Below are 21,405 nucleotides of genomic sequence, written 5' to 3' on the forward strand. Positions count from 1 at the left end.
CACCTTGCCGCAGGGACACTAAGGGTTTTTCAATCGTTTCAAAATCATCCTCCGGGAGGTCCATGATGAGCAGCAAAACCGAAAGCCTTCTGTCCATTCTCAAGCTCCAGCCGGTCGTACCGGTTCTGATCGTGGAAGATGTCGCCTCGGCTGTTCCTCTTGCGCGTGCGCTGGTCGCCGGTGGCCTGCGCGCAATCGAGATCACGATGCGCACGCCTGCTGCTCTCGATGCGGTCAAGGCGGTTGCGGCGGAAGTCGAAGGCGCCAATGTCGGTGCCGGAACCATTCTGAACGGTCGTGATTTCGATGCCGCTGTGAAGGCAGGCTCGACCTTCATCGTCAGCCCTGGCGTCGCGCCGGGTGTCTTGTCTGCGGCAAAGGACAGTTCCGTGCCGCTCTTGCCGGGTGCCGCGACGGCCAGCGAAGTGATGACGCTTCGCGAGGCCGGGTATGATGTGCTGAAGTTCTTCCCGGCCGAGCAGGCTGGTGGTTCCGCTTACCTCAAGGCTTTGTCCTCGCCCTTGGCTGGAACGCTCTTCTGCCCGACGGGTGGCATCTCGCTGAAGAATGCTCGGGACTATCTGAGCCTGCCGAATGTGGTTTGCGTGGGTGGATCCTGGGTTGCTCCGAAGGAGCTGGTTTCTGCTGGCGATTGGGCCGGAATCACGAAACTGGCATCGGAAGCGGCCGCATTGAAGGGCTGAACGCCTTTGTATTTCGCGTCGGGCTTCCTATCTCCTGCCTGAAGACCAACAGGGAGAAGATGAATGTTCGACGCGAAGAAGCTTCTGGATCAGTTCCTTGGTTCGCAGATTCCCGGCCTTTCCGGCTCGGTCAAGGGGCGTGCCGATCAGGTGGGCGGCTTTGCTCGCAACAACCCGATGAAGGCTGGCGCGCTTGCCGCCGCCATATTGGGCACGAAGACGGGCCGAAAACTCGCCGGCAATGTCGCAACGCTTGGCGGTATCGCCGCAGTCGCTGGCCTTGGTTATCTCGCCTACCGCAATTACCAGTCCGGAAAGGCGCCGCAGTCCGGCCCGGTGGATCCGTCCGCGCTTCAGCCTCCAGCCGATTCTCCCTTCAATTTCGAATCGCCTTCGCTCAGCAATGATTTTGCGCTGACGCTTCTGCGCGCAATGATCGCTGCCGCTAAGGCAGATGGTCATATCGATGCCTTCGAACGGCAGAAGATCATGGAGAAAGTTCACGAGGTCGATCTTGGCGCGGAAGCCGAGGCCTTCCTGTCAAAGGAGCTTGCTGACCCGATCGACCTCGATGCGCTGGTGGCCGCTGGTCGAACCGAGGAGCAGCGCGTCGAGATCTACACCGCGTCGCGTCTGGCAATCGATCCGGATACCAGGGCCGAGCGCGGCTATCTGGACCTTCTGGCCGGTCGGTTGAAACTGCCGGATCCGCTGGTCGACCATATTGAGGCGACAGTCTCTTCGGCCAAGGTCAGCCTGTAACCGATGTCTCCCGCTCGGGATAAATTAGTGGTTCGATTCCGACATTTGCTTTGAGAGCGTGCGGTGGGCGGAAACCAAATGTCAAATTCATTCCACTAGCGGTGCGGCATGCGGCGCAGTTGTTTTTGTCGCCTGCCTCGCTTAAGCCTTGAGCCCAAGAGTGAGGGGAATAACACGATGCGCGATCTTGCGAATTTCAAGGGCTGCCCGGCGCCGGCACCTGTGCGCCTGGAAGGGCGCTATGTCATTGCCGAGCCGTATGAGCGGGCAGTTCACCGTATCACCCTATGGGATGCGCTTGGTGGCGAGGAGGGGATCAACGATCTCATCCGCTATTTCCCCAACAAGACCTATCGGACGCCGGATGAGTTTGCAGACTGGATCGACGATATCAACACGCGACTTGGCTACGTCACCTTCGTCTTCCGGGACAAGGAAGATGGCGAAGTGGTGGGCATGGGCACGCTGATGCGTCCCGATCCCGCAAACGGTGTCATCGAGGTGGGTTCCATCGCGCATGGTGCCGGCATGACGCGCTCGCCGCTGTCGACGGAAGCGCATTATCTGCTGGCGCGGCATGTGTTCGAAGATCTCGGTTATCGGCGCTACGAATGGAAATGCCATAACGAGAACGAGCCGAGCAAGCGCACGGCTCTGCGCTATGGCTTCACGTTTGAAGGCGTTTTCCGCCAGCACATGATTTCGCGCGGAGGCAACCGCGATACGGCCTGGTTCTCGATGATTGATGGCGAATGGCCGGTTTTGGCCAAAGCCTTTGAGGCATGGCTCGATCCATCCAATTTTGACGACCATGGTCACCAGAAGCGGCGCCTGGAAGAGGTTCGCGCTGAACTTCAGGAACAAGCAGCATGAGCGGGCAGGGCCAGAAATCGCCCGCCATTGCGGCCGCCGTCATTTTCTTTGGCTTTCTGCTGCTGTTCTTTGCGATGCCTGCCATCATGCTCTGGCTGGCGGATTTCTCACCATGGCTTGCAGCAGCCTTCGGCACCGTGGCAGTCCTCTCGTTCTTCGCCATCTTCTGGCTGAGGGCACGGCATCAGCGCAAGCGCGACTGATGCCCCTTCGGTTTAGCCACCCTGCACCATGCTGCCCTGAAGCGATGCCGCCAGCAGGGTGGCGCCCACCAGTACGATGAACAGTGCGCCGAAGACCTCGATACCGTTGGACACGAGGCGCGCGCCGCGTGACCGTGGGCCTGCAAGACGAACGGCAAGATCCTTCGCGCCGACGGCGATGATGGCCAGGATCGAGACGGTGATGGCAGTGCCCAGCGACATGGCGAGCACGGAAAGCGCACCTCCCAGATAGAGCCCGTTCAAAAGCGAAAAGCTCATGACGAGGATGGCGCCGGAGCAGGGACGAAGTCCGACCGCGATCATGGCCGACCAGGCTTCATGCAGGCTGAAATCCTTGGACTTCAATGCTGCCGGATCTGGAATATGCAGCTCTCCGCAATCGGCACAATAGGTGCCGGGTGCCAGGTCCGCGTGGTCATGGCCCACTTCGATGGCCTGAAAGTTCAGCCCGGTTGCGCCAGTACCGGGAGTGGCATTGGCAAAAATCGGCAGCGAGGAATAGCGAGGCCGCAGTTCATAGAGTTTTCGCCCCAGCAGCCAGAGACCGAACAGCGTGACCATGCCGAAGCTTGCCAGTTCCATCGCCCAGGTGGCCTTGGTCATGGTAATGCCGGAGCCGCGCAGAAGCATATAGGCCACGATCACGAGACCGATCGCTGCCACGCCCTGGAGCAGGGCCGAGATCAGCGAAATCATGATGCCGCGCTTCAGCGCCGTCTCATTCGCGATCATGTAGGAGGAGATCACAGCCTTGCCGTGGCCGGGGCCTGCGGCATGAAACACGCCATAGGCGAAGGACAGGCCGATCAGCGTTTTCAGCGCCCACGGGTCTTCCCGCATGGCCCGCAGTGAGCCCGTCAAGGCGCGATAGAAGCTTTGTTGCCAGGCATTGATCCAGCCGAGGAAAGGACCGAGGAAACCACCCGTGTTGAAAGATGGCTCTGCCGTTCCGACCCCCAGCGGCGATTGCGCATGGGCGGCGATGGCCACGCCGAGGATCATGCAGCCCGCGATGACGATGGATCGCTTCCTCAGCATGTCACCTCCAGACGTGTTGCAAAGAGTTTGGTCATGTCCGTGCCTGACGGATCGTTGAAGAAGGCATCGGTCAGCGAGGCCTGATTCTGGGAGATAACCTCATCCGGATTGGGGCGCACGACCTGCCTCTTGCAGGCGCCGAAGCTTTTTCCTTCCTGGACAAGATCTGCGTCGTTGGGGAAATCGATCGAGGTATACAGCGACGGATCGTAGATGCCGAATGCCAGTCGGCCCTTGAGGTGAACCGGCTGCGACGGTTTGACGGCAAAGAAGGCGAGAACCTGCTGGTCCTGCACGCTGACATGGATGACATCCGGCTTCAGGACCGGGATGTTCTTTCCGTCCTGCGTGATCGTCGTGAAGTAATGGAAGTCCGCAAGCGAGGTGCGCATCGTCTCGCCAAGTTCGGCGAGTTCCGAATCATCCAGCTTGCCGTTGGTGTTCTTGTCGAAATCCAGAAGGACGCTGGAGGAAAACAACTCGTCGAAACGCCAGACATTGCGAACTTCGGTCAGTTCGCCCTTGTCGTTGGCCAGTACTTCCATGCGTGCTTCCACGAAGATGTGTGGATGCGCGTCGGCAGAGACCGGAGTTAAGCCCAACAGGGCGGCTGCAAGCCACCGTTTCTTGATCATTTCCGAATCCACGTTGCTGATGCCGCAAAGCTCTCTTCCGCAAATGGGACGGAATTTCGGCTGTCGTCAATCCACCTTCAGTCTCAGCTCTTCCTCATGCCGATTTGCGGAACCAGTTGTGAAGGAAATCGACGAAACTTCTGACCTTGGCGGGCAGATAGCGGCGATGGGGATAGACGGCGTAGATGCCGCGATCGCGGAAGATGAAATCGTCGAGGACAGCAACAAGCTCGCCTGATTCGATGGCATTCTTGGCAATGAAATCAGGAATGAGCGCAATGCCTATGCCTGCCTTCGCAGCGCGCAGCGTCGCCTGTGGACTGTTAACTTCTATTTGGCCGGAGACAGACACCGAGATCGTTCCCCCCTGCGGATCGCGGAAACGCAGGTGATTGTGCGTGCGGGCATTGGTGTCGATGATCACCGGCTTGCCGGAAAGATCCTGCGGATGATTGATCGGTCCATACCGGACGAGATACTCGGCCGTCGCACAGGCATAGATCCGGAAATCAGCCAGCTTGCGGGCGATCATTCCTGAATCTTCCAGGCGGGTGACGCGAATCGCAAGGTCAAACCCTTCCTCGATCAGATCCACGAAACGGTCTTCTGCCACGATCTCGAGAGAAACATCCGGGTGATGCTTGGCAAAATCGATGAGCGACTGGCCCACATCGGCATCCACGAAGGTGCGGGGCACGGAAAGGCGCAGGCGTCCCTTGAGATCGGCATTCCCCTCCCGAACCAGATCGGACAGGTTGTCGATCTCCTTCAGGATGTCGGAGGCGCTGCGATAATAGGTATGGCCCGCTTCGGTCAGCGAAAACTGCCGTGTCGTACGGTTCAGAAGCAGGGCTCCCAGATCGTCTTCCAACTCGCGAACATACTTGGAAAGCAGGGCTTTGGAGCGACCCGTCCGCCTTGCAGCAGCAGAGAAGCCCTCCGCTTCCACGACATCTATGAAGGCGCGCATGCGCGTCAGCGTGTCCACACTCTCGTCCCTTTTGTCATTCAGTTTCTTTCGTGGAGCGTTACTCGTCGTTGCGCAATGTGAATTTTGCGGTGAGGGTGAAAAAACCTCTTGATTATGACCGTGATTATTCATATTTCCGTGCTGCCCAAAGTCGCACGTGCCTGTGGGTGTCCGCCGACCCTCGAGTGGTGAGGATAATCGGTAAGGTACCTGGAACTAACCCCTCCAGTCGCTACTCCGGCCAACCGGAAAATGCGAGGACATCTTGAAGCAACGACGGTGCGGGCCTTTCTAGTCTCTGCAGGCTTTCCATCAGCCTGCAATACTGAAGAGGCACACCATCATTGCCGGAAGTGCGGTTGGGATGATCCCCTCCAATCCATGGCAGACAAAGCCGGATCCATGCTCTTGGCAGGGCGTTGATCCAAACCCTGCGCAATAAGGCGCGATCGAAGCACCGGGTTTTTCCACCGGCCGGGCCTCGTTCACCTTATGGCGCGTCTTTGTCCTCCGGTCCGCCGGAGAAGCTCTATAGGGATCTGACCGATGACGACTGCACGTATTCTCGACTTTCTCCGCACCCGACGTCCGGAAGGCCCTTGCCTGGTTGTGGACCTTGATATCGTCCGCGACAACTACAAGGCGTTTCGTCACGCCCTGCCGGATAGCGCGATCTATTACGCCGTAAAGGCAAATCCGGAGCCGGAAATCCTGAAGCTGCTGGCTTCGCTGGGTTCCAACTTCGATTGCGCATCGGTTGCCGAAATCCAGATGGCGCTGGCCGCTGGAGCGTCCTCGCAGCGCATCTCCTACGGCAACACCATCAAGAAGGAGCGCGATATTGCGCGCGCTTTCGAGCTGGGCGTCGGCCTGTTTGCCGTCGATAGCCACGAGGAAGTGGAAAAGGTTGCCCGTGCTGCCCCAGGTGCACGCGTTTTCTGCCGCGTGCTGACGGACGGCGAAGGCGCTGAATGGCCGCTGTCGCGCAAGTTCGGTTGCGTGCCGCAGATGGCTGTCGATGTTCTGGTTTATGCGCATCAGCTGGGTCTGGAATCCTACGGCGTTTCCTTCCATGTCGGCTCGCAGATGACCAAGGTCGATGCCTGGGATTCGGCTCTGGCCGATGCCAAGCGCGTGTTCGCACAGCTCGCCAAGCAGGGCATTTTCCTGCAGATGGTAAACATGGGCGGCGGCTTCCCGACAAAGTATCTGCGCGATATTCCGTCGGCGGAAGAATACGGTCAGGCCATCTTCGCGTCGCTGCGCAAGCACTTCGGCAATAACCTGCCGAAGACCATCATCGAGCCGGGTCGCGGCATGGTGGGCAATGCAGGCGTCATCAAGGCTGAAGTCGTGCTGGTGTCCAAGAAGTCCGACAATGACGAGCATCGCTGGGTTTTCCTCGATATCGGCAAGTTCGGTGGTCTGGCAGAAACCATGGATGAAGCCATCCGCTATCCGATCCGCACGGATCGCGACAGCGACGCCAAGGAGCCTTGCGTGCTGGCCGGCCCGACCTGCGATTCGGCAGACGTGCTGTATGAGAAGAACATGTATCCGCTGCCGATCTCTCTGACGGTGGGCGATGAGGTTCTGATCGAAGGCACGGGCGCCTACACGACGACCTATTCGGCGGTTGCTTTCAACGGCTTTGATCCGCTGAAGGCTTATGTCATCTGATCTGTTGGCTCCGGTCGCGAACCGGAGCCGCATCTCACCATTCCCGATTGAGCCGTTTGAACGGTTTTGAGCTTCGGAGGCCAAGATGGCCGCTGTTCTTGACACTGTGCGCGCATTGCTTGCGCCGAAATCCTATATCATTGCCGATGAGACACCGGCAGACGTGGTTGCCCGCGAGGCTCTGCTGGACCGTGCCATGGGGGCGGGCCGCCGCAAGAAGTCGTCCGAAAAGCTGCGTCGTGGTCGTGTTCCGGCAGAAGGGCTGGCTCTGGTTGCCCGTGACGGCCAAGGCCATGTCATCGGCACTGTTCGCCTGTGGAACGTGGAAGCCGGCGTCGGTCGCGATGGCGTTGCTGTGGATGCACTTCTGCTTGGTCCGCTGGCGGTCGATCCAGCCCATGAGGGCAAGGGAATCGGCGCAGCACTGATGCGTGCTGCCATTGCCGAGGCCACAGGCCGCGGTCACGGTGCGATCCTGCTGGTCGGCGATGCCCCCTATTATGAGCGCTTCGGCTTCTTTGCGGAAAAAACGCAGCATCTCGTCATGCCGGGACCATTTGCCCGCGAGCGTTTCCTCGCTCTCGAACTCAAAGCCGGCTGGCTTGAGGGGGCCGCCGGAATGCTGACCGCGTCCGGGCGCAAGCTTTCCCGTTCGTCTACTCTGCGCCGCGCTGCCTGATTCTGCCTTACTCTATCTCCAGTGAAGCTCTCTCCTGTCCCTGCAGGAGGGAGTTTTCTTTTTTGAGCCTGTCCGGACTGTTGCATTTTTGCAAAGCCGCCACACGAGATGTGGCGAATTGGTGTCCGGGTTGACCATCGTCAAGCGGTGTTGATCCGGATCAACCACAGCAGAGGTTGCCAGCTTTAGAAACTCTCCTCGACAGACAAGTTGACGTACCAAGGAGAGTATCATGATCAAGAACGGACCAGCCATTGCCGCCATCCTGGGTGCGGCTACGGTCCTTCTTTCGGGCGCAGCGCAGGCGGCGGATTTGAGAGTATCGGATCCCGCACAGGCAGCGCAGGACGCCGTTGCGGCTGCGCATAGCCCCTGGCAGGTTCGCGTTCGTGCGCTGGGCGTCATCCCCAACGACAAGGGTTCCGTCAACGGTGTTGCCGGGTCGGATCTCCAGTACTCGAACTCGATCACGCCTGAACTCGATATCTCCTATTACTTCACGGACAACCTCGCTGCCGAGCTTATCCTCGGCACGACAAGCTCGAAGATCGGCGGCGCTGGAACGCTGGCCGGTGTGAACGTGGGCAAGACCTGGATTCTGCCGCCAACGCTCACGCTTCAGTATCATTTCACCGAGCTCGGCGCCTTCAAGCCCTATGTCGGTGCAGGTATCAACTACACCTTCTTCTATAACGAATCCGAGAAGGGTGGCTTCAGCAACCTCAAGGTGGATCATCATGTTGGCGCGGCCTTGCAGGTCGGTTTCGACTACATGTTCAACGAACATTGGGGCGTGAACTTCGATGTGAAGAAGATCTTCCTCGAAACCGACTGGAGCGCCAATCATACGACCCTCGGCCGCCTCTCGGGCAAGGCCAAACTTGATCCGTGGCTGGTGGGCGCCGGTGTAACCTATCGGTTCTGATCTTCAAGCTACCTCCATGAAGAATCGTTCGGATGGGGGCATCCGGCACCGTGGCAGGTCTCTTCTGTGGGGGAACGAACGAGGGGCAACGTGAAAGCGTTGTCCCTCGCTTCATTTCTGGATTTGCGCATTACCACTCGTCACGATAGCTCACATCCGCTTGAATCCGCATCACGCTGGCGCATGTTCTGCCTTACATCAGCAGGATGTTGAATCGCAGAACCATCCTTGCCGCACCCTTTGCGCTTTACGCGACGCGCCTTCCCGCACAGGAGGTCAATCCGCCAAATGGCAGTCTGGCCGAGAGCCTCAATGGCGCAGAGAGATTGAGGGCTTTGAAGGCCGTCATCGTTTCTCGCGATGGAGAGACGCTGGCAGAGCGTGGCTATCACGGCCATAGCCCTGCCGAATCGACGAACATCAAATCGGCTTCAAAATCCATCGTGTCGGCTCTGGTCGGCATCGCGATTTCCAAAGGCCTGCTTGAAGGCGTCGGGCAGCCGATTGCACCGATCCTCAAGGCGGATCTGCCTGACAGTCCCGATCCGCGCCTGCTGCGGGTCACGGTCGGCAATCTTCTTTCCATGCAGACTGGCATGGACCCCTTGTCCGGCCCCAATTACGGACGCTTCGTGGCGAGCCGAAACTGGGTGCGTTTTGCATTGGCGCAGGAGTTTGTCGAAGAACCCGGTGGTTCCATGCTGTATTCGACGGCCTCCACGCATCTGCTGTCGGCCATTCTGACCCGTGTCGGCAAAAAGCCGACGCTTGCACTCGCGCAGGAATGGCTTGAACCTCTCGATGGGTTTCGGATCGGCTCCTGGGCCAGAGATCGCCAGGGCATTTATCTCGGCGGCAATCAGATGGCCATGACGACACGGTCGCTTCACACGTTCGGGGAACTGTATCGTCGCGGTGGACGTACCGCTGAGGGGGTGCAGCTTGTTCCCGAAGCCTGGGTTCGCGCCTCATGGGAACAGCGGACGAACTCCCGTTATTCCGGCGATGGCTACGGCTATGGCTGGTTTCTGAAGCGGATCGGGGAGGCGGATGTTCGCTTCGCTTGGGGCTATGGTGGCCAGATGCTCTACATTATTCCCGAGTTGCAGATGACCGTGACAATGACCTCCGAAGAAGGAGCGCCTTCAGCGGCCAATGGCTACAGGGATCGGCTGCATGATCTGCTGGCCGCAATCATTCAGTCTCAACGGTCTGCTTGACCCTCGAAAACAGGCAACTATCTGACGATTCATGAAAAGAGCGATTGTGACAGGCGGTGCCGGCCTTATCGGCACAGGAATCATGCGGCATCTTCGGACACTGGGCTGGGAGGTCGCCTCCTTCGACATGAAGGAACTTGACGCCGAGCTTCAAGACGATGGTAGCCGGTCTATCTTTTGCGATGTGGGCGACGAGGCTTCCGTCCACGGCGCGTTTGCCGAACTCGGATGGGACAGTCTCGATCTCCTGGTCAACAATGCTGGCATTGCCGGCCCGGTGAATGGTTCGATCGAGACCCTTTCGCTGGATGCCTGGCGCAAGGTAACAGACAGCCACCTGACTGCGGCCTTTCTGATGACTCGCTCTGCAGTGGCGCTGATGCAGGCGGGCGGCAATATCATCAACATGGCCTCGACGCGAGCCTTCATGTCAGAGCCTCATACGGAAGCCTATGCGGCGTCGAAGGGCGGCATCGTCGCGCTCACCCATGCGCTCGCGATCAGTCTCGGGCCGAAAATCCGCGTGAACGCCATTGCGCCCGGCTGGATCAGCGGCGATGAAACCTTGAGCTCAGAAGATCATGCGCAGCATCCGGCAGGTCGCGTTGGGCAACCGCAGGACATTGCGGAGGCGGTTGTCTATATAGCGTCCGCAGGCTTCATGAACGGGCAGGTTCTGACGCTTGACGGCGGAATGACACGGAAGATGATCTACGCCGAATGACAGCGTCCAGAGCGGTCAGGCTGCGATATCGATGATGCCGCAGTCGCCAGCTTCGGAACCAAACGCCAGAAGCTTGCCATTGGCACTCCAGCTCATGGCGGTGATGGCGCCATTTCCCGGACGGCGCAGAAGCGCCTCCTTGCCATCGCCGACACGAACGCCCAGCACCATGCCATCGATGTAGCCGATGGCGAGAACCTCCTCGGCAGGATGGAAGGCAACGCAGGTGACCATGATGTTTGCGCGCGTGCCAAGCTCCAGCGGTGCCTTGCCCATGGGGCCATCCTTGGCCGAGAAAGGCCAGACGATAGCCGCTGGCGCACCAGAGGTTGCCAGCCATTTTCCCTTGGGAGACCAGGAGTAGGATTTGACCTTGGACGGATAACCGGTCATGCGCATATGGCGCGGCTCACCCGGCTTGCCGTCCAGCTTCCAGCCATGCAAGGCATTTTCCTGCATGGTGGTGACAAGAAAGCGACCATCTGGCGAGAAGGTCACGCCGGTATGCGCGCCTTTCCATTCCAGATCGGTCGGCGGCGTATTGGTGCTGACCCAATGCAGGGAAACGCCGTTGTAGCGTGCAGCTGCGATGCGCAAACCCTTGGACGCAAAGGCCAGCGCCTCGACCGTGCGCTCTTCGCCGAATTCCTTGGTTGAACCATCCGGCAGTACAATGATGCTGGCCTTGCCGTAGGCGTAACCCACCGCACCCTGCGGTCCGCCCGCGACAACCGTGATCCACTTTCGTGGCGCTTCGGCAATCAGCTTGCTCGAGCCATCGGCAGCCACACGCATCACCTTGCCGTCTTCGCCGCCCGTCAGCAGGGAAGCGCTGAAAGGGTCCTTGATGCAGGTCAGCATACCCGCATGCAGGGGCGTGACCTTTTCTCCTTCATCCAGTCTGCGCAACTCTCCCGCAGCCGTGGCGAAGAAGGGCGTATCACCCAGGAAATGTGTCGCAATCACGTGTCCTTCGATGTCGAACGGGGCAACTGTCGGCATTTCCTGGGCAATCCTTTTCTATGTCAGTTCTTGAGGCAGGACCTGTTATCAGCCATTTGCCTGGCAGGCGAGGAAGCTCTGTTCGATCTTCTCGCGGTCCAGATCGCGGCCGATGAAGACGAGGCGGCTTTCGCGCTTTTCGCCTTCCTTCCAGGCGCGCTGGTGGTCGCCTTCGATGATCATGTGAACACCCTGAACCACATAACGCTCGTCATCGCCCGCAAATGCAATGATGCCCTTCAGACGCAGGATGTTGGGGCCTTGCGTCTGCGTGATCTTCTGGATCCACGGGAAAAAGCGATCCGGGTTCATTTCACCGCCGCGCAGCGAGATGGACTTTACGGTCACATCATGGATGGCAGACGGTGCTGCATGGTGGTGGTGATCATGCCCGTGGTCATGGTGGTGATCGTGACCATGGTCATGATGATGATGGCCATGGTCGTGCCCGTGGTCATGATCGTGGTGATGGTGGTCGCAATCCGGTCCGCAGACATGGTCTTCATGGCCATGTTCGAGGAAATGCGGATCGTTTTCCAGCGCGCGTTCCAGGTTGAACGCCCCCTGATCCAGCACGCGGGCGAGATCGACACCCGAACGGGTGGTCTTGTAGATGCGAGCCGTCGGGTTGATGGCGCGTACGATCTCCTCGATCGTCGCCAGTTCTGCCGGCGTTACGAGGTCCGTCTTGTTGACGACCACGACATCGGCAAAGGCGATCTGGTCCTCAGCCTCGCGGCTATCCTTCAGGCGCAGCGGCAGATGCTTGGCATCCACGAGGGCCACGACCGCGTCCAGTTCCGTCTTGGAGCGCACGTCGTCGTCCATGAAGAAGGTCTGGGCAACCGGCACCGGATCAGCAAGGCCGGTGGTTTCAACGATGATGCCGTCGAAGCGGCCCGGACGGCGCATGAGGCCTTCGACCACGCGGATCAGGTCGCCACGCACCGTGCAGCAGACGCAGCCGTTGTTCATCTCGTAGATCTCTTCGTCCGACTCGACGATAAGATCGTTGTCGATGCCGATTTCACCGAACTCGTTGACGATGACGGCGTATTTCTTGCCGTGGCTTTCGGACAGGATGCGGTTGAGAAGCGTTGTCTTGCCGGCGCCGAGGTAACCGGTCAAAACGGTCACGGGTACGGGCTTCTGTGTCGCAGTATCGGCCATGGGAACCTCCGGGAAATGAGGGCGCTCGCGGATGGAGCGTCAGCGATTTTCGTCCATATAAGCCCTCGTACCGCCGAGTTCAAAGGCTTTCCTTATGTTATATGTTCACATACCTCACGAGAGCGTGGACAAGTCGAAGCGGTGGACGTCATCCAGCAGTTCGAGAAAGCCGCTCACCGCATGGGCAACGAGCTGTTCGCCGCGTTGTGCCGTTGCTGCAGCCGCGTTTCCGGCAACGCCCTGCCTGTTCAGGTCGGACATCTTCCAGCCGAAGGCGTGGGGCCCGTAGGCGCGCAGATGCTTGAAGTCTCTGGCGAAGTCGGACTGGCGGGAACCGAAGGAGGCCGCTTTTGCCATATCGACCTTGTCAGGATGAAGAGCCAGCATGACGGATGTTTCGATATCGCCGCCATGAATATCGATGGCTTTGGCTTCAGGCGAGATCCAGCTTTCCGGCTGGCCGAAGCGGGTCCAGCTCGTGGCGACGGCCAGCATGTTGAAGCGCACGCGTGCTTCGGTCGCGACCACCGTCATCAGTGGAGAATTGCCGCCATGGGCATTCAGCATCACGAATTTGCGAATGCCCTGGTCCGCCAGGCCTTCCGCAATCGCCAGCCAGCGGTTGATGGCCTGCGCAAAGGAAAGTGTGCGCGTGCCGGGCACGTCCGCATGCTCGATGGAATAGCCAATGCGTTCGACGGGCAGGAAGGAGACGGGCAGATCTTTCGGCAGGGCGTCGATCAGGCGCTCGACGAGACCGGCGGCGATCAAGCTATCGGTCTCGAAGGGCAGATGCGGCCCATGCTGCTCATGGGCACCGAGCGGCAAGACGACAATCCAGTCTGCCCGCCTTTCGGGGGGCAGCGTCCTGTCATTCTCGTGGAAGCGGGGCCGAGGCAGTTCTGGGGACATCTGGCGATCACGTTCCGCTTTGGCTAAGGATGGGAGACGAAGGTGCGTGGTATAGCGGGAAGGGCGGGAGATGAGCAAGAAAAAGGGCGAGAAGAAGGAAAAGGCTGGCCGGAAGAAGGCGCCCGGCGGCGCGCATGATCTGGCGCCTGCGCTTGCAGGGGCCGCTCGTTCAATGCGAACGGTCCATTCTCGCAATCTCCTGGAGGCAGGGCTCTATTCCGGTCAGGACGGAGTTATATTAGAGCTGGCTGAAGGTGAGGCTTTGACACCCGGTGAGCTGGCGCATCGTCTTGGTGTGAAGGCTCCCACCATGACCCGCACCATTGGCCGCATGGAAGCGCAGGGCTTCGTTCAGCGAAAGCCGGACGGCGGCGATGGCCGTCAGGTAAAAGTGCATCTGACGCCTCTGGGTCTGCACAGCCTCGAAAAGATCAACCTTGCCACCGCTGCAACCAACTCCAAGGCGCTTGAGGATTTCTCCGACAAGGAGATCCGGACACTGTTGAAGCTTCTGAAGGCGCTCAATCGGAATCTGATTGGAGAGGCGCAATCCGAGGATGAGGAAGAGGTTGTGACAGATTGATGACGGCGGATTGCCATCGCGGATTAAATTGTTTAAAGAATTTTTAGATCCGTTAGATCGGGAATCCGCCGGGAGGGGTTGTGGTTCAGAAAATCAAGTTGTCGACCATCGCGGAGAGCCTTGGGCTGTCTACCGCGACCATATCGCTTGCGCTGCGTGACAGTCCGCTTGTTGCTTCCGATACGCGGGAGAAGATCAAGGAACAGGCCCGCGCGCTTGGGTATATCTACAACCGCCGTGCTGCCAGCCTGCGGACATCCCGCTCGGGTATCATCGGGGTTGTCGTGCACGACATCATGAACCCGTTCTACGGAGAAATTCTCAAGGCCATCGAAAGCGAGCTGGATCGCAGCCGCCAGACCTTCATTCTCTCCAATCATTATGACTCGGTCGAAAAGCAGCGCACCTTCATTGAAACGCTTCTGCAGCTTGGTGGTGACGGTGTCATCATGTCTCCTGCAATCGGAACGCCGCTTGAGGATGTGAAGCTGGCCGAGGCGAACGGCATGCCCGCAATCCTCGTCGCGCGCTCCATGGAAGGGGTGGATCTGCCAACCTACCGTGGCGACGACAGTTACGGCATTTCGCTTGCCACCAACCATCTTATCGGACTGGGTCACCGCAGCATCGCGATGATTGGCGGTACGGATCAGACGTCGACCGGGCGTGACCGCTATCAGGGCTATGTGAATGCGCTTCGAAAGGCCGGGATCGAGGTGGATTCCGAGCTGCGCATTCCCGGGCCTCGCACGAAGCAGGGCGGGTTCGAGGCAGCGGTGCATTTCCTGTCTCTGCCCCAGAAGCCGACGGCTGCCGTGTGCTGGAACGATCTCGTTGCCATTGGCCTGATGAACGGCATTGCCCGAGCGGGACTGACGCCAGGCAAGGATATTTCCGTCACCGGCTACGACGATCTGGAAGAGGCATCCATCGCTACACCCGCTCTGACCACCGTCTGGAACGGCCAGACCGAGGTGGGGCGCCTTGCTGCACGCGCGCTGCTTGACCGCCTTGCCGGAAGCCATGAGCCGGATGGCATTCATCTCATCAAGCCGGAGATGCGGATCCGCCAGTCAACCGGACCCTACCAGCCGCGTAGCTGACTTTTGGTCGATTAGAAAAATTGCGCAGAACCAAAGCACATGCGTTTGTTTCTGCGCAATTTCTGACGCAGTATGCGCCACTCGCGTCCGCAATCTCTTCGATAGGAAATTCATCATGACTGACAACAAGATCACCGTGCTCGTGCCGGGCCGCATGCATCCCCGCGTTCTGGAACGGCTGGCGCAGGCCTTCGATCTTCTGCAGACGCCTGTCGGTTCTGAAATGCAGATTTCGGATGAGCAGAGAGCCCGTATTCGCGGTGTGGCGACCACCAACAAGATGCCTGCCGAGTGGATCGATCAACTGCCGAACGCTGAAGTGATTGCCAATTTCGGCGTGGGCTATGACGGGGTGGATGCCCGGCATGCGGCCACCAAAGGCATTCTCGTCACCAACACGCCGGACGTTCTGAACGACGAGGTGGCGGATACGACGATCGGCCTTCTCCTGAACACGATCCGCCGTCTGCCGGTGGCCGAAACCTATCTGCGCGAAGGACGCTGGGAAAAGGAAGGACCGTTCCCGCTCACGCCGCTTTCGCTCAAGAACCGGCATGTCGGCCTTCTGGGGCTGGGGCGTATCGGGCTTGAGATTGCCAAGCGGCTGGAGCCGTTCAAGGTGAAGCTCAGCTATCACACGCGCACGCCGCGCAAGGATGTGAGCTACACCTATGCGTCTTCTGCCGTGGAACTGGCGAAGTCTGTTGATACGCTGATCTCCATCATTCCGGCGACGCCGGAAACGCACAAGATCATCAATGCCGAGGTTCTGGCGGCACTGGGGCCGAACGGCGTTTTCATCAATGTGGGTCGAGGCACCAGCGTCGATGAAGAGGCGCTCGAGGCCGCGCTGCGCCAGGGCACCATTGCCGCCGCAGGACTGGATGTCTTCTATGACGAGCCGAAGATTCCAGCCGGGTTCTTCGATCTTCCCACTCTTTGCATGCTGCCGCATGTGGCTTCGGCATCGGTGCCGACACGCAACGATATGGCCGATCTCGTTGTCGACAACCTGATCAAGTGGTTCAGCGAGAAGCAGTTGCTGACGGCCGTGCCGGAAACGCCGGTTACGACCTAATCAGGCCTTTGGTCTATGGGCCGCATAGTCTCGGACGGCGGCTCCGAATGCCTCGAATAGGGCGCGGGAGGGACGATCTCCTTCCGCCCAGTATTCCGGATGCCATTGAACGCCGACGGCAAAGCCTGTGGCGCCGATCACCGACACGGCTTCGATAGTGCCATCCTGTGCCTTGGCTTCCACCTGCAGGCGCGGCGCTTTCTCGCCGATTGCCTGACGGTGCAGGGAGTTGACCTGAACTTCTCCGGTCAGACCCAGATAGCGTTCCATGCAGGACCCCTGTTCGATCAGCACTGGCTGGCGGATCGAATACATCTCGTCACGGCTTTCGACCGGCGGCTTGCGATGATCCCATGTGCCGGGCTGATCCTGAATCTCTCGCGCCAGGGTTCCTCCAAGTGCAACGTTCAATTCCTGTATTCCCCGGCAGATGGCGAGCAGCGGAATGCCGCGTTCTATCGTCTGGCGAATGAGTTCTAGCGAGGTGGCATCACGGGCGGGATCGAAAGGGCCGTCTGCTTCAGTCCAATCCGCGCCGTAGAGGGAAGGGTGGACATTCGTGGCCGAGCCCGAGATCAGGACGCCGTCCACCCGATCAAGAACCGTCTGCAAGTCCGCCCCGGTTTCAAGCGCCGGTATGATGATCGGCATTCCGTTGGCGACCTTCAGCACGGCGTTGACATATTGCGTCTGGACGGCGTGCCAATCCGCTTTGTCGAGATGGCGAATATCGGCGGGAATGGCGATGAGCGGCAGGGTCATAGGATACTCCGAATATAGCCGTATTTTTCACCAGCAGGCCAGTCCAGTGTCAAGCGTCAGCCCTTATACCAAATGTCGATGATATGAACCGATTGCGTGGGACCGGAGACCTTCATCCGACGAGGAGCATACCGGAGAGCGATGCTCCTGCATCGGTCGAGGATTGCGACAAAGTCGGTGAAGGAAATCCGGCCCATCCAGAGGACCGGGCGCTGTTGGTCTTCGGACGTCGTCGAAAATCCGCGCCGGACCATCGGGTCCGACTGTGGTTTTCTTCTCGCCGCAAACCGAAATCGCTCCGGCGCAATCGGTCCCTATCATCGACATTTGGTATTAGTCTGCCCTGAACTGCCGAAGTTTTAGTCAACGAGATTACATTAGACGAAAGTATTGTGCTCTTCCGGTCACCAATCACGAAGGAATATTATCCCGACCGCTTGCCAGCGGACAGACCTCATGTTTACTTCGAACCATGGCCGATGGAGGGGAGAAAAAACCGTCGGCGCATCAATAACGGGAGGTACTAAATGGATCGTCGTTCATTCTTCAAAAAGGCAGCTGCAGCCGGCACGGGTGCTGCTGCAGCAACTGCGCTTGCGGCACCTGCCATTGCGCAATCTGCACCAAAGATCACCTGGCGTCTGACATCGTCGTTCCCGAAGTCTCTGGACACGATTTATGGCGGTGCGGAAGACATTGCCAAGCATGTGGCCGCTGCGACCGATGGGAACTTCACCATCCAGACCTTTGCGGCGGGCGAAATCGTTCCCGGCCTGCAGGCGGCGGATGCCGTTTCCGCCGGAACGGTCGAAATGTGCCACACCTGCTCCTACTACTATGTCGGCAAGGACCCGACGTTCGCGATCGGAACGGCAATTCCCTTCGGTCTCAACCAGCGTCTCACGAACTCCTGGTTCTACGAAGGCAATGGTACGAAGCTCCTCAACGAATTCTACGCGACTCACGGTTTGATCGGCTATATCGCGGGTAACACCGGCGTGCAGATGGGTGGCTGGTTCCGCAAGGAAATCAACACCGTTGACGATTTCAAGGGCGTCAAGATGCGTATTGCCGGTCTCGCCGGCCGCGTCGTCGAGAAGCTGGGCGCTGTGCCACAGCAGATCGCTGGTGGCGACATTTATCCGTCGCTGGAAAAAGGCACTATCGATGCCGCCGAATGGGTCGGTCCTTATGACGACTTGAAGCTCGGCTTCTACAAGGTCGCCAAGTTCTACTATTACCCGGCCTTCTGGGAAGGTGGTCCGGTTATCCACGCCTTCATGAACAAGGCGAAGTTCGAGGCTCTGCCGAAGTCCTACCAGGCAGTGCTTCAGGACGCCTGCGCCTTTGCCAACAGCAACATGATGGCGAAATACGACGCCAAGAACCCGATTGCGATCAAGCAGATCGTAGCCAATGGCACGACGCTGCGTCCTTTCAGCCAGCCGATCCTCGAAGCAGCCTTCAACGCTTCGAAGGAAGTCTATGCCGAGATTTCCGCCAAGAACGAATGGTTCAAGAAGATCTACGAAGATCAGGTGGCTTTCAAGAAGGAAGGTTATCTGTGGATGCAGCTTGCTGAATACACCTACGATACCTTCATGATGATCCAGCAGCGCAACGGCAAGCTCTGATCAATTCATCTGCTTTCCAAACGAAACCCGGGGCTTCAACCCCGGGTTTTTTGTTGCCTGTAAGAAGTACAAAAAAGGCCCCACCGAGGTGAGGCCTTGATATCAGAACCAATGCAATCTCAAGGATTGATCTTGGGCGGTTGGCTCAAATCCGGCTGACCGGAAGGTTGCGTTTGTGTCGGCTGTTGCCCAGGCAGACCATTCAATGGCGGCAGTCCCAATGCTGGAGCTGAACCGGATTGGCCTGCTGGCAGGCTGTCATTGCCAAAGGTCAACGGGGGCAGGCCCATGGCGGGCGCTGAACCGTTCTGCCCACCGAGCGGGGGGAGGCCAAGTTGCAGACCGTCATTTCCAGGTGTGCTGCCGGATCCCATTCCCGGCAATTGAATTTGCACATCGGAAGGATTGGTTGTCGGCTGGTCTGTCTTGTAATGCATGACCAGTCCCGGGAATGCAATCACAACCAGAATCATCACGAACTGAATGATGATGTAGGGGAAGACGCCCCTATAGATTTCCGTCGTCCTGACAGGCGGCATGGTCTTGCCTGTGACCTTGTCGACCCATGGGCTTGCTGGCGCAATCGAGCGCAGGAAGAAGAGGGAGAAGCCGAACGGTGGTGTCAGGAACGAGGTCTGGAGGTTGATGCCGAGGATGATGCCGAACCAGACCAGATCGATGCCGAGCTTGTCTGCAACAGGTGCCAGAAGCGGGACCATGATGAAGGCAATCTCGAAGAAGTCGAGGAAGCAGCCCAGAATGAAGACGATGATCGTGACAACGATCAGGAAGCCATATTCTCCGCCCGGCAGCGCCAGCAGCAGTTCCTCCATCCAGACATTGCCATTGATGCCGTAGAAGGTGAGGCCGAACACACGCGCACCGATCAGGATCATCATGACGAAGGCCGACAGGCGCGTGGTTGCGTCCAGAGCCGTCTTGATTGACCCAAGAGTCAGGCGGCCCTTGGCAAGTGCAAGAAGAAGGGCACCTGTGGCACCCATGGCGCCACCTTCCGTCGGCGTGGCAATGCCGAGGAAGATCGTGCCGAGAACCAGAAAGATAAGGGCCAAAGGCGGAATCAGAACGATGATCACGCGTTCGGAAAGACGCGAGATGATTTTCTTTTCGATTTTCTCGTTGACGAGCGCCACCACATAAACGACGCCGACGGCGAATGCCAGAGCCGCAACAAGCCGCCATTCCTCACTCTGAATGCCGACAAAGAGAACGTGAAGGCCAAGGTAATAGAGGCCAATCGCAATGACGAACATCACAGCCAACGACGTTACGCCATTTCCAAGCGTGCGTGCTTCCTGCGGCAGGGCGGGTGCCCATTCTGGCTTCACCAGTGTGACCGCGAAGATGTAAAGGCAATAGGTGCCCACGATCAGCAGGGCGGGATAGAGTGCGCCGACATACATGTCGCCAACAGAGCGACCAAGCTGATCGGCCATAACGATCAAAACGAGCGATGGTGGCACGATCTGTGCGAGCGTGCCGGATGCTGCGATCGTGCCAGATACGAGCGGACGGTTATAGCCGTACCGCATCATGATCGGAAGCGAGATCAATCCCATGGCCATGACGGATGCAGCAACGACACCGGTCGTTGCTCCGAGCAATGCACCGACAAGGATGACTGCATAGGCAAGACCGCCGCGGACAGGGCCAAACAACTGGCCGATTGTGTCCAGCAGATCCTCCGCCATCCTCGATCGCTCCAGGATGATCCCCATGAAGGTAAAGAAGGGGATCGACAGCAGCGTGTCATTATACATGATCCCGTAAATGCGTTCGGGATGCGACTGGAGGAGGGGCCAGAACAACCGGATATCTGGTGAGATATGCGAGAGTTCAACGCCGACAACGAAGAAGATCAAGCCGCCCGCTGCGAGCGTGAAAGCAACAGGATAGCCAAGAAGCAGCATCAGCATCACTGATGAAAACATCACCAGTGGCAAATTGAGTGCAATGATATGAATGATCTCAGCCATGGGTCACCTCGGAGGCTGGGGCTGCGGCTTCCGAAGATTTCTCCTCCCGCGGATCCGGTATCCGGCCCGTAACGACGGCGAAACGCTTGATGATCTCAGAGAAGGCCTGAGCGAGCAGAAGCGCAAAGCCGATCAGGACAGCCAGCTTTGCCGGCCAGATGATGAGGCCGCCGGCATTCGAAGATATCTCGCCTGACTGATAGGAAAGCCAGAACCATGGCCATGCCAGATAGGTCATCAAACTTGCAAATGGCAGAAGGAAGATGATGTGAAGCGTCAGATCAATCAGGTCACGCGTGCGCTTGCTCCAGGTGGAGGACAGAATGTCAATGCGGACATGCTCGTTCTGCAGCAAGGCATAGGCTGCTGCGAGCATGAAAACAGTGCCAAACAGATACCATTGAACCTCAAGCCAGGCGTTCGACGAAATATCGAGCGCCTTGCGCATGACGGCATTGCCAGCGCTGATCAAGACAGCCGCCAGTAGCAGCCACGACACCCAGCGACCAATGAAGCTCGTCACCGCATCGATGGCGCGGCTGAGAGCAAGGAGCACAGTCATGATGCAATTCCCCCACTTTATTCTTTGTTATCTTCTCTAAGGCTAAATCGTGAATCTGCGCAACGCTACCAATGTCTGGTGGGTGTGGCTTTCCCGATATTTCTTGCTCAATGATGCGGGAATTTGCATGAAAGTGTCGTTTGCCAGATTTTCGCGATTGTGCAGCAG

Annotated in this window: 22 protein-coding genes; 13 read left to right on the top strand and 9 right to left on the bottom strand. The window is 58.5% G+C overall.

What is annotated here, in order from left to right; all coding sequences use genetic code 11:
• The first annotated feature begins 65 nt into the window (after nt 1-65).
• The 4 genes from G6N80_RS14070 (at nt 66) to G6N80_RS14085 (ending at nt 2,542) form a co-directional block, all read left to right on the top strand.
• Nucleotides 66-704, top strand: a complete 639-nt coding sequence (locus G6N80_RS14070) for a 2-dehydro-3-deoxy-phosphogluconate aldolase (RefSeq protein WP_062555779.1) — start codon at nt 66-68, stop codon at nt 702-704.
• Between the two features lie 63 nt (nt 705-767).
• A complete protein-coding gene (locus tag G6N80_RS14075; protein WP_062555778.1) occupies nt 768-1,466 on the top strand; it encodes a tellurite resistance TerB family protein in 699 nt (232 codons plus the stop codon).
• Nucleotides 1,467-1,643: 177 nt separating this feature from the next.
• Nucleotides 1,644-2,339, top strand: a complete 696-nt coding sequence (locus G6N80_RS14080; protein ID WP_062555777.1) for a GNAT family N-acetyltransferase — start codon at nt 1,644-1,646, stop codon at nt 2,337-2,339.
• Complete coding sequence (locus tag G6N80_RS14085) at nt 2,336-2,542, top strand: hypothetical protein (RefSeq protein ID WP_062555776.1); 207 nt, start codon at nt 2,336-2,338, stop codon at nt 2,540-2,542. Before G6N80_RS14080 ends, G6N80_RS14085 begins: the two co-directional genes overlap by 4 nt.
• Nucleotides 2,543-2,554: 12 nt before the next feature.
• On the opposite strand, the gene G6N80_RS14090 is transcribed toward G6N80_RS14085, so the two are convergent.
• The 3 genes from G6N80_RS14090 to G6N80_RS14100 all read right to left on the bottom strand — a co-directional run bounded on the left by G6N80_RS14090 (nt 2,555) and on the right by G6N80_RS14100 (nt 5,224).
• Nucleotides 2,555-3,601: a nickel/cobalt transporter gene (locus tag G6N80_RS14090; RefSeq protein ID WP_062555775.1), complete on the bottom strand. Its 1,047-nt coding sequence runs from the start codon at nt 3,599-3,601 to the stop codon at nt 2,555-2,557.
• Complete coding sequence (locus G6N80_RS14095) at nt 3,595-4,236, bottom strand: DUF1007 family protein (RefSeq protein WP_062555774.1); 642 nt, start codon at nt 4,234-4,236, stop codon at nt 3,595-3,597. Before G6N80_RS14095 ends, G6N80_RS14090 begins: the two co-directional genes overlap by 7 nt.
• A gap of 94 nt (nt 4,237-4,330) precedes the next feature.
• A complete protein-coding gene (locus tag G6N80_RS14100) occupies nt 4,331-5,224 on the bottom strand; it encodes a LysR family transcriptional regulator (RefSeq protein WP_165134628.1) in 894 nt (297 codons plus the stop codon).
• Nucleotides 5,225-5,752: 528 nt separating this feature from the next.
• Between G6N80_RS14100 and odc2 the strand changes: the two genes are divergently transcribed.
• The 5 genes from odc2 (at nt 5,753) to G6N80_RS14125 (ending at nt 10,434) form a co-directional block, all read left to right on the top strand.
• Nucleotides 5,753-6,886, top strand: a complete 1,134-nt coding sequence (gene odc2, locus G6N80_RS14105) for an ornithine/lysine decarboxylase (protein ID WP_062555772.1) — start codon at nt 5,753-5,755, stop codon at nt 6,884-6,886.
• 85 nt (nt 6,887-6,971) lie between these two features.
• Nucleotides 6,972-7,565: a GNAT family N-acetyltransferase gene (locus G6N80_RS14110; protein ID WP_062555771.1), complete on the top strand. Its 594-nt coding sequence runs from the start codon at nt 6,972-6,974 to the stop codon at nt 7,563-7,565.
• Nucleotides 7,566-7,797: 232 nt separating this feature from the next.
• Nucleotides 7,798-8,490 carry an OmpW/AlkL family protein gene (locus G6N80_RS14115; protein WP_062555770.1) on the top strand — a complete coding sequence of 231 codons (693 nt, stop codon included), beginning with the start codon at nt 7,798-7,800 and terminating at the stop codon, nt 8,488-8,490.
• Nucleotides 8,491-8,696: 206 nt separating this feature from the next.
• Entirely contained in the window at nt 8,697-9,710 is a 1,014-nt protein-coding gene (locus tag G6N80_RS14120) for a serine hydrolase domain-containing protein (protein WP_165134631.1), read from the top strand.
• A gap of 31 nt (nt 9,711-9,741) precedes the next feature.
• On the top strand, nt 9,742-10,434 hold the full coding sequence (locus G6N80_RS14125; RefSeq protein WP_165134634.1) for an SDR family oxidoreductase: 693 nt from the start codon (nt 9,742-9,744) through the stop codon (nt 10,432-10,434).
• 15 nt (nt 10,435-10,449) lie between these two features.
• On the opposite strand, the gene G6N80_RS14130 is transcribed toward G6N80_RS14125, so the two are convergent.
• From G6N80_RS14130 to G6N80_RS14140, 3 genes are all read right to left on the bottom strand, one after another.
• Nucleotides 10,450-11,436 carry a WD40 repeat domain-containing protein gene (locus G6N80_RS14130; RefSeq protein ID WP_165134637.1) on the bottom strand — a complete coding sequence of 329 codons (987 nt, stop codon included), beginning with the start codon at nt 11,434-11,436 and terminating at the stop codon, nt 10,450-10,452.
• Nucleotides 11,437-11,484: 48 nt separating this feature from the next.
• The gene (locus G6N80_RS14135) at nt 11,485-12,606 is read right to left on the bottom strand and encodes a CobW family GTP-binding protein (protein ID WP_165134640.1); all 1,122 of its coding nucleotides are present in this window, start codon (nt 12,604-12,606) and stop codon (nt 11,485-11,487) included.
• 114 nt (nt 12,607-12,720) lie between these two features.
• On the bottom strand, nt 12,721-13,518 hold the full coding sequence (locus tag G6N80_RS14140) for a creatininase family protein (protein ID WP_165134643.1): 798 nt from the start codon (nt 13,516-13,518) through the stop codon (nt 12,721-12,723).
• 70 nt (nt 13,519-13,588) lie between these two features.
• Between G6N80_RS14140 and G6N80_RS14145 the strand changes: the two genes are divergently transcribed.
• The 3 genes from G6N80_RS14145 to G6N80_RS14155 all read left to right on the top strand — a co-directional run bounded on the left by G6N80_RS14145 (nt 13,589) and on the right by G6N80_RS14155 (nt 16,282).
• Nucleotides 13,589-14,101, top strand: coding sequence for a MarR family winged helix-turn-helix transcriptional regulator (locus G6N80_RS14145; protein ID WP_165134646.1), 513 nt, complete (start codon nt 13,589-13,591; stop codon nt 14,099-14,101).
• An 80-nt stretch (nt 14,102-14,181) separates the two neighbouring features.
• Complete coding sequence (locus G6N80_RS14150; protein WP_062555764.1) at nt 14,182-15,204, top strand: LacI family DNA-binding transcriptional regulator; 1,023 nt, start codon at nt 14,182-14,184, stop codon at nt 15,202-15,204.
• Between the two features lie 115 nt (nt 15,205-15,319).
• Nucleotides 15,320-16,282, top strand: a complete 963-nt coding sequence (locus G6N80_RS14155; protein WP_165134649.1) for a 2-hydroxyacid dehydrogenase — start codon at nt 15,320-15,322, stop codon at nt 16,280-16,282.
• Here the strand turns inward: G6N80_RS14155 and G6N80_RS14160 are convergent, their stop codons facing one another.
• Nucleotides 16,283-17,044 (bottom strand): gamma-glutamyl-gamma-aminobutyrate hydrolase family protein, encoded by a 762-nt coding sequence (locus G6N80_RS14160; RefSeq protein ID WP_165134652.1) that lies wholly within the window; start codon nt 17,042-17,044, stop codon nt 16,283-16,285. It abuts the gene before it with no gap.
• Between the two features lie 527 nt (nt 17,045-17,571).
• Between G6N80_RS14160 and G6N80_RS14165 the strand changes: the two genes are divergently transcribed.
• Nucleotides 17,572-18,678 carry a TRAP transporter substrate-binding protein gene (locus tag G6N80_RS14165; RefSeq protein WP_062555761.1) on the top strand — a complete coding sequence of 369 codons (1,107 nt, stop codon included), beginning with the start codon at nt 17,572-17,574 and terminating at the stop codon, nt 18,676-18,678.
• 119 nt (nt 18,679-18,797) lie between these two features.
• Here the strand turns inward: G6N80_RS14165 and G6N80_RS14170 are convergent, their stop codons facing one another.
• Both G6N80_RS14170 and G6N80_RS14175 read right to left on the bottom strand, forming a co-directional pair.
• Nucleotides 18,798-20,666 carry a TRAP transporter large permease gene (locus G6N80_RS14170; protein WP_165137083.1) on the bottom strand — a complete coding sequence of 623 codons (1,869 nt, stop codon included), beginning with the start codon at nt 20,664-20,666 and terminating at the stop codon, nt 18,798-18,800.
• A 1-nt stretch (nt 20,667) separates the two neighbouring features.
• A complete protein-coding gene (locus G6N80_RS14175) occupies nt 20,668-21,237 on the bottom strand; it encodes a TRAP transporter small permease subunit (protein ID WP_062555760.1) in 570 nt (189 codons plus the stop codon).
• Nucleotides 21,238-21,405: the final 168 nt, after the last annotated feature.

This window comes from Rhizobium rhizoryzae (genome assembly GCF_011046895.1).
In the GTDB taxonomy this organism is placed as follows: Bacteria; Pseudomonadota; Alphaproteobacteria; order Rhizobiales; family Rhizobiaceae; genus Neorhizobium; species Neorhizobium rhizoryzae.

Coding starts and splice junctions, on each gene's coding strand:
- G6N80_RS14070 (WP_062555779.1), top strand. CDS start 66: ATGAGCAGCAAAACCGAAAGCCTTCTGTCCATTCTCAAGCTCCAGCCG.
- G6N80_RS14095 (WP_062555774.1), bottom strand. CDS start 4,236: ATGATCAAGAAACGGTGGCTTGCAGCCGCCCTGTTGGGCTTAACTCCG.
- G6N80_RS14085 (WP_062555776.1), top strand. CDS start 2,336: ATGAGCGGGCAGGGCCAGAAATCGCCCGCCATTGCGGCCGCCGTCATT.
- G6N80_RS14090 (WP_062555775.1), bottom strand. CDS start 3,601: ATGCTGAGGAAGCGATCCATCGTCATCGCGGGCTGCATGATCCTCGGC.
- G6N80_RS14165 (WP_062555761.1), top strand. CDS start 17,572: ATGGATCGTCGTTCATTCTTCAAAAAGGCAGCTGCAGCCGGCACGGGT.
- G6N80_RS14135 (WP_165134640.1), bottom strand. CDS start 12,606: ATGGCCGATACTGCGACACAGAAGCCCGTACCCGTGACCGTTTTGACC.
- G6N80_RS14160 (WP_165134652.1), bottom strand. CDS start 17,044: ATGACCCTGCCGCTCATCGCCATTCCCGCCGATATTCGCCATCTCGAC.
- G6N80_RS14120 (WP_165134631.1), top strand. CDS start 8,697: ATGTTGAATCGCAGAACCATCCTTGCCGCACCCTTTGCGCTTTACGCG.
- G6N80_RS14125 (WP_165134634.1), top strand. CDS start 9,742: ATGAAAAGAGCGATTGTGACAGGCGGTGCCGGCCTTATCGGCACAGGA.
- G6N80_RS14080 (WP_062555777.1), top strand. CDS start 1,644: ATGCGCGATCTTGCGAATTTCAAGGGCTGCCCGGCGCCGGCACCTGTG.
- G6N80_RS14140 (WP_165134643.1), bottom strand. CDS start 13,518: ATGTCCCCAGAACTGCCTCGGCCCCGCTTCCACGAGAATGACAGGACG.
- odc2 (WP_062555772.1), top strand. CDS start 5,753: ATGACGACTGCACGTATTCTCGACTTTCTCCGCACCCGACGTCCGGAA.
- G6N80_RS14115 (WP_062555770.1), top strand. CDS start 7,798: ATGATCAAGAACGGACCAGCCATTGCCGCCATCCTGGGTGCGGCTACG.
- G6N80_RS14145 (WP_165134646.1), top strand. CDS start 13,589: ATGAGCAAGAAAAAGGGCGAGAAGAAGGAAAAGGCTGGCCGGAAGAAG.
- G6N80_RS14110 (WP_062555771.1), top strand. CDS start 6,972: ATGGCCGCTGTTCTTGACACTGTGCGCGCATTGCTTGCGCCGAAATCC.
- G6N80_RS14175 (WP_062555760.1), bottom strand. CDS start 21,237: ATGACTGTGCTCCTTGCTCTCAGCCGCGCCATCGATGCGGTGACGAGC.
- G6N80_RS14130 (WP_165134637.1), bottom strand. CDS start 11,436: ATGCCGACAGTTGCCCCGTTCGACATCGAAGGACACGTGATTGCGACA.
- G6N80_RS14075 (WP_062555778.1), top strand. CDS start 768: ATGTTCGACGCGAAGAAGCTTCTGGATCAGTTCCTTGGTTCGCAGATT.
- G6N80_RS14155 (WP_165134649.1), top strand. CDS start 15,320: ATGACTGACAACAAGATCACCGTGCTCGTGCCGGGCCGCATGCATCCC.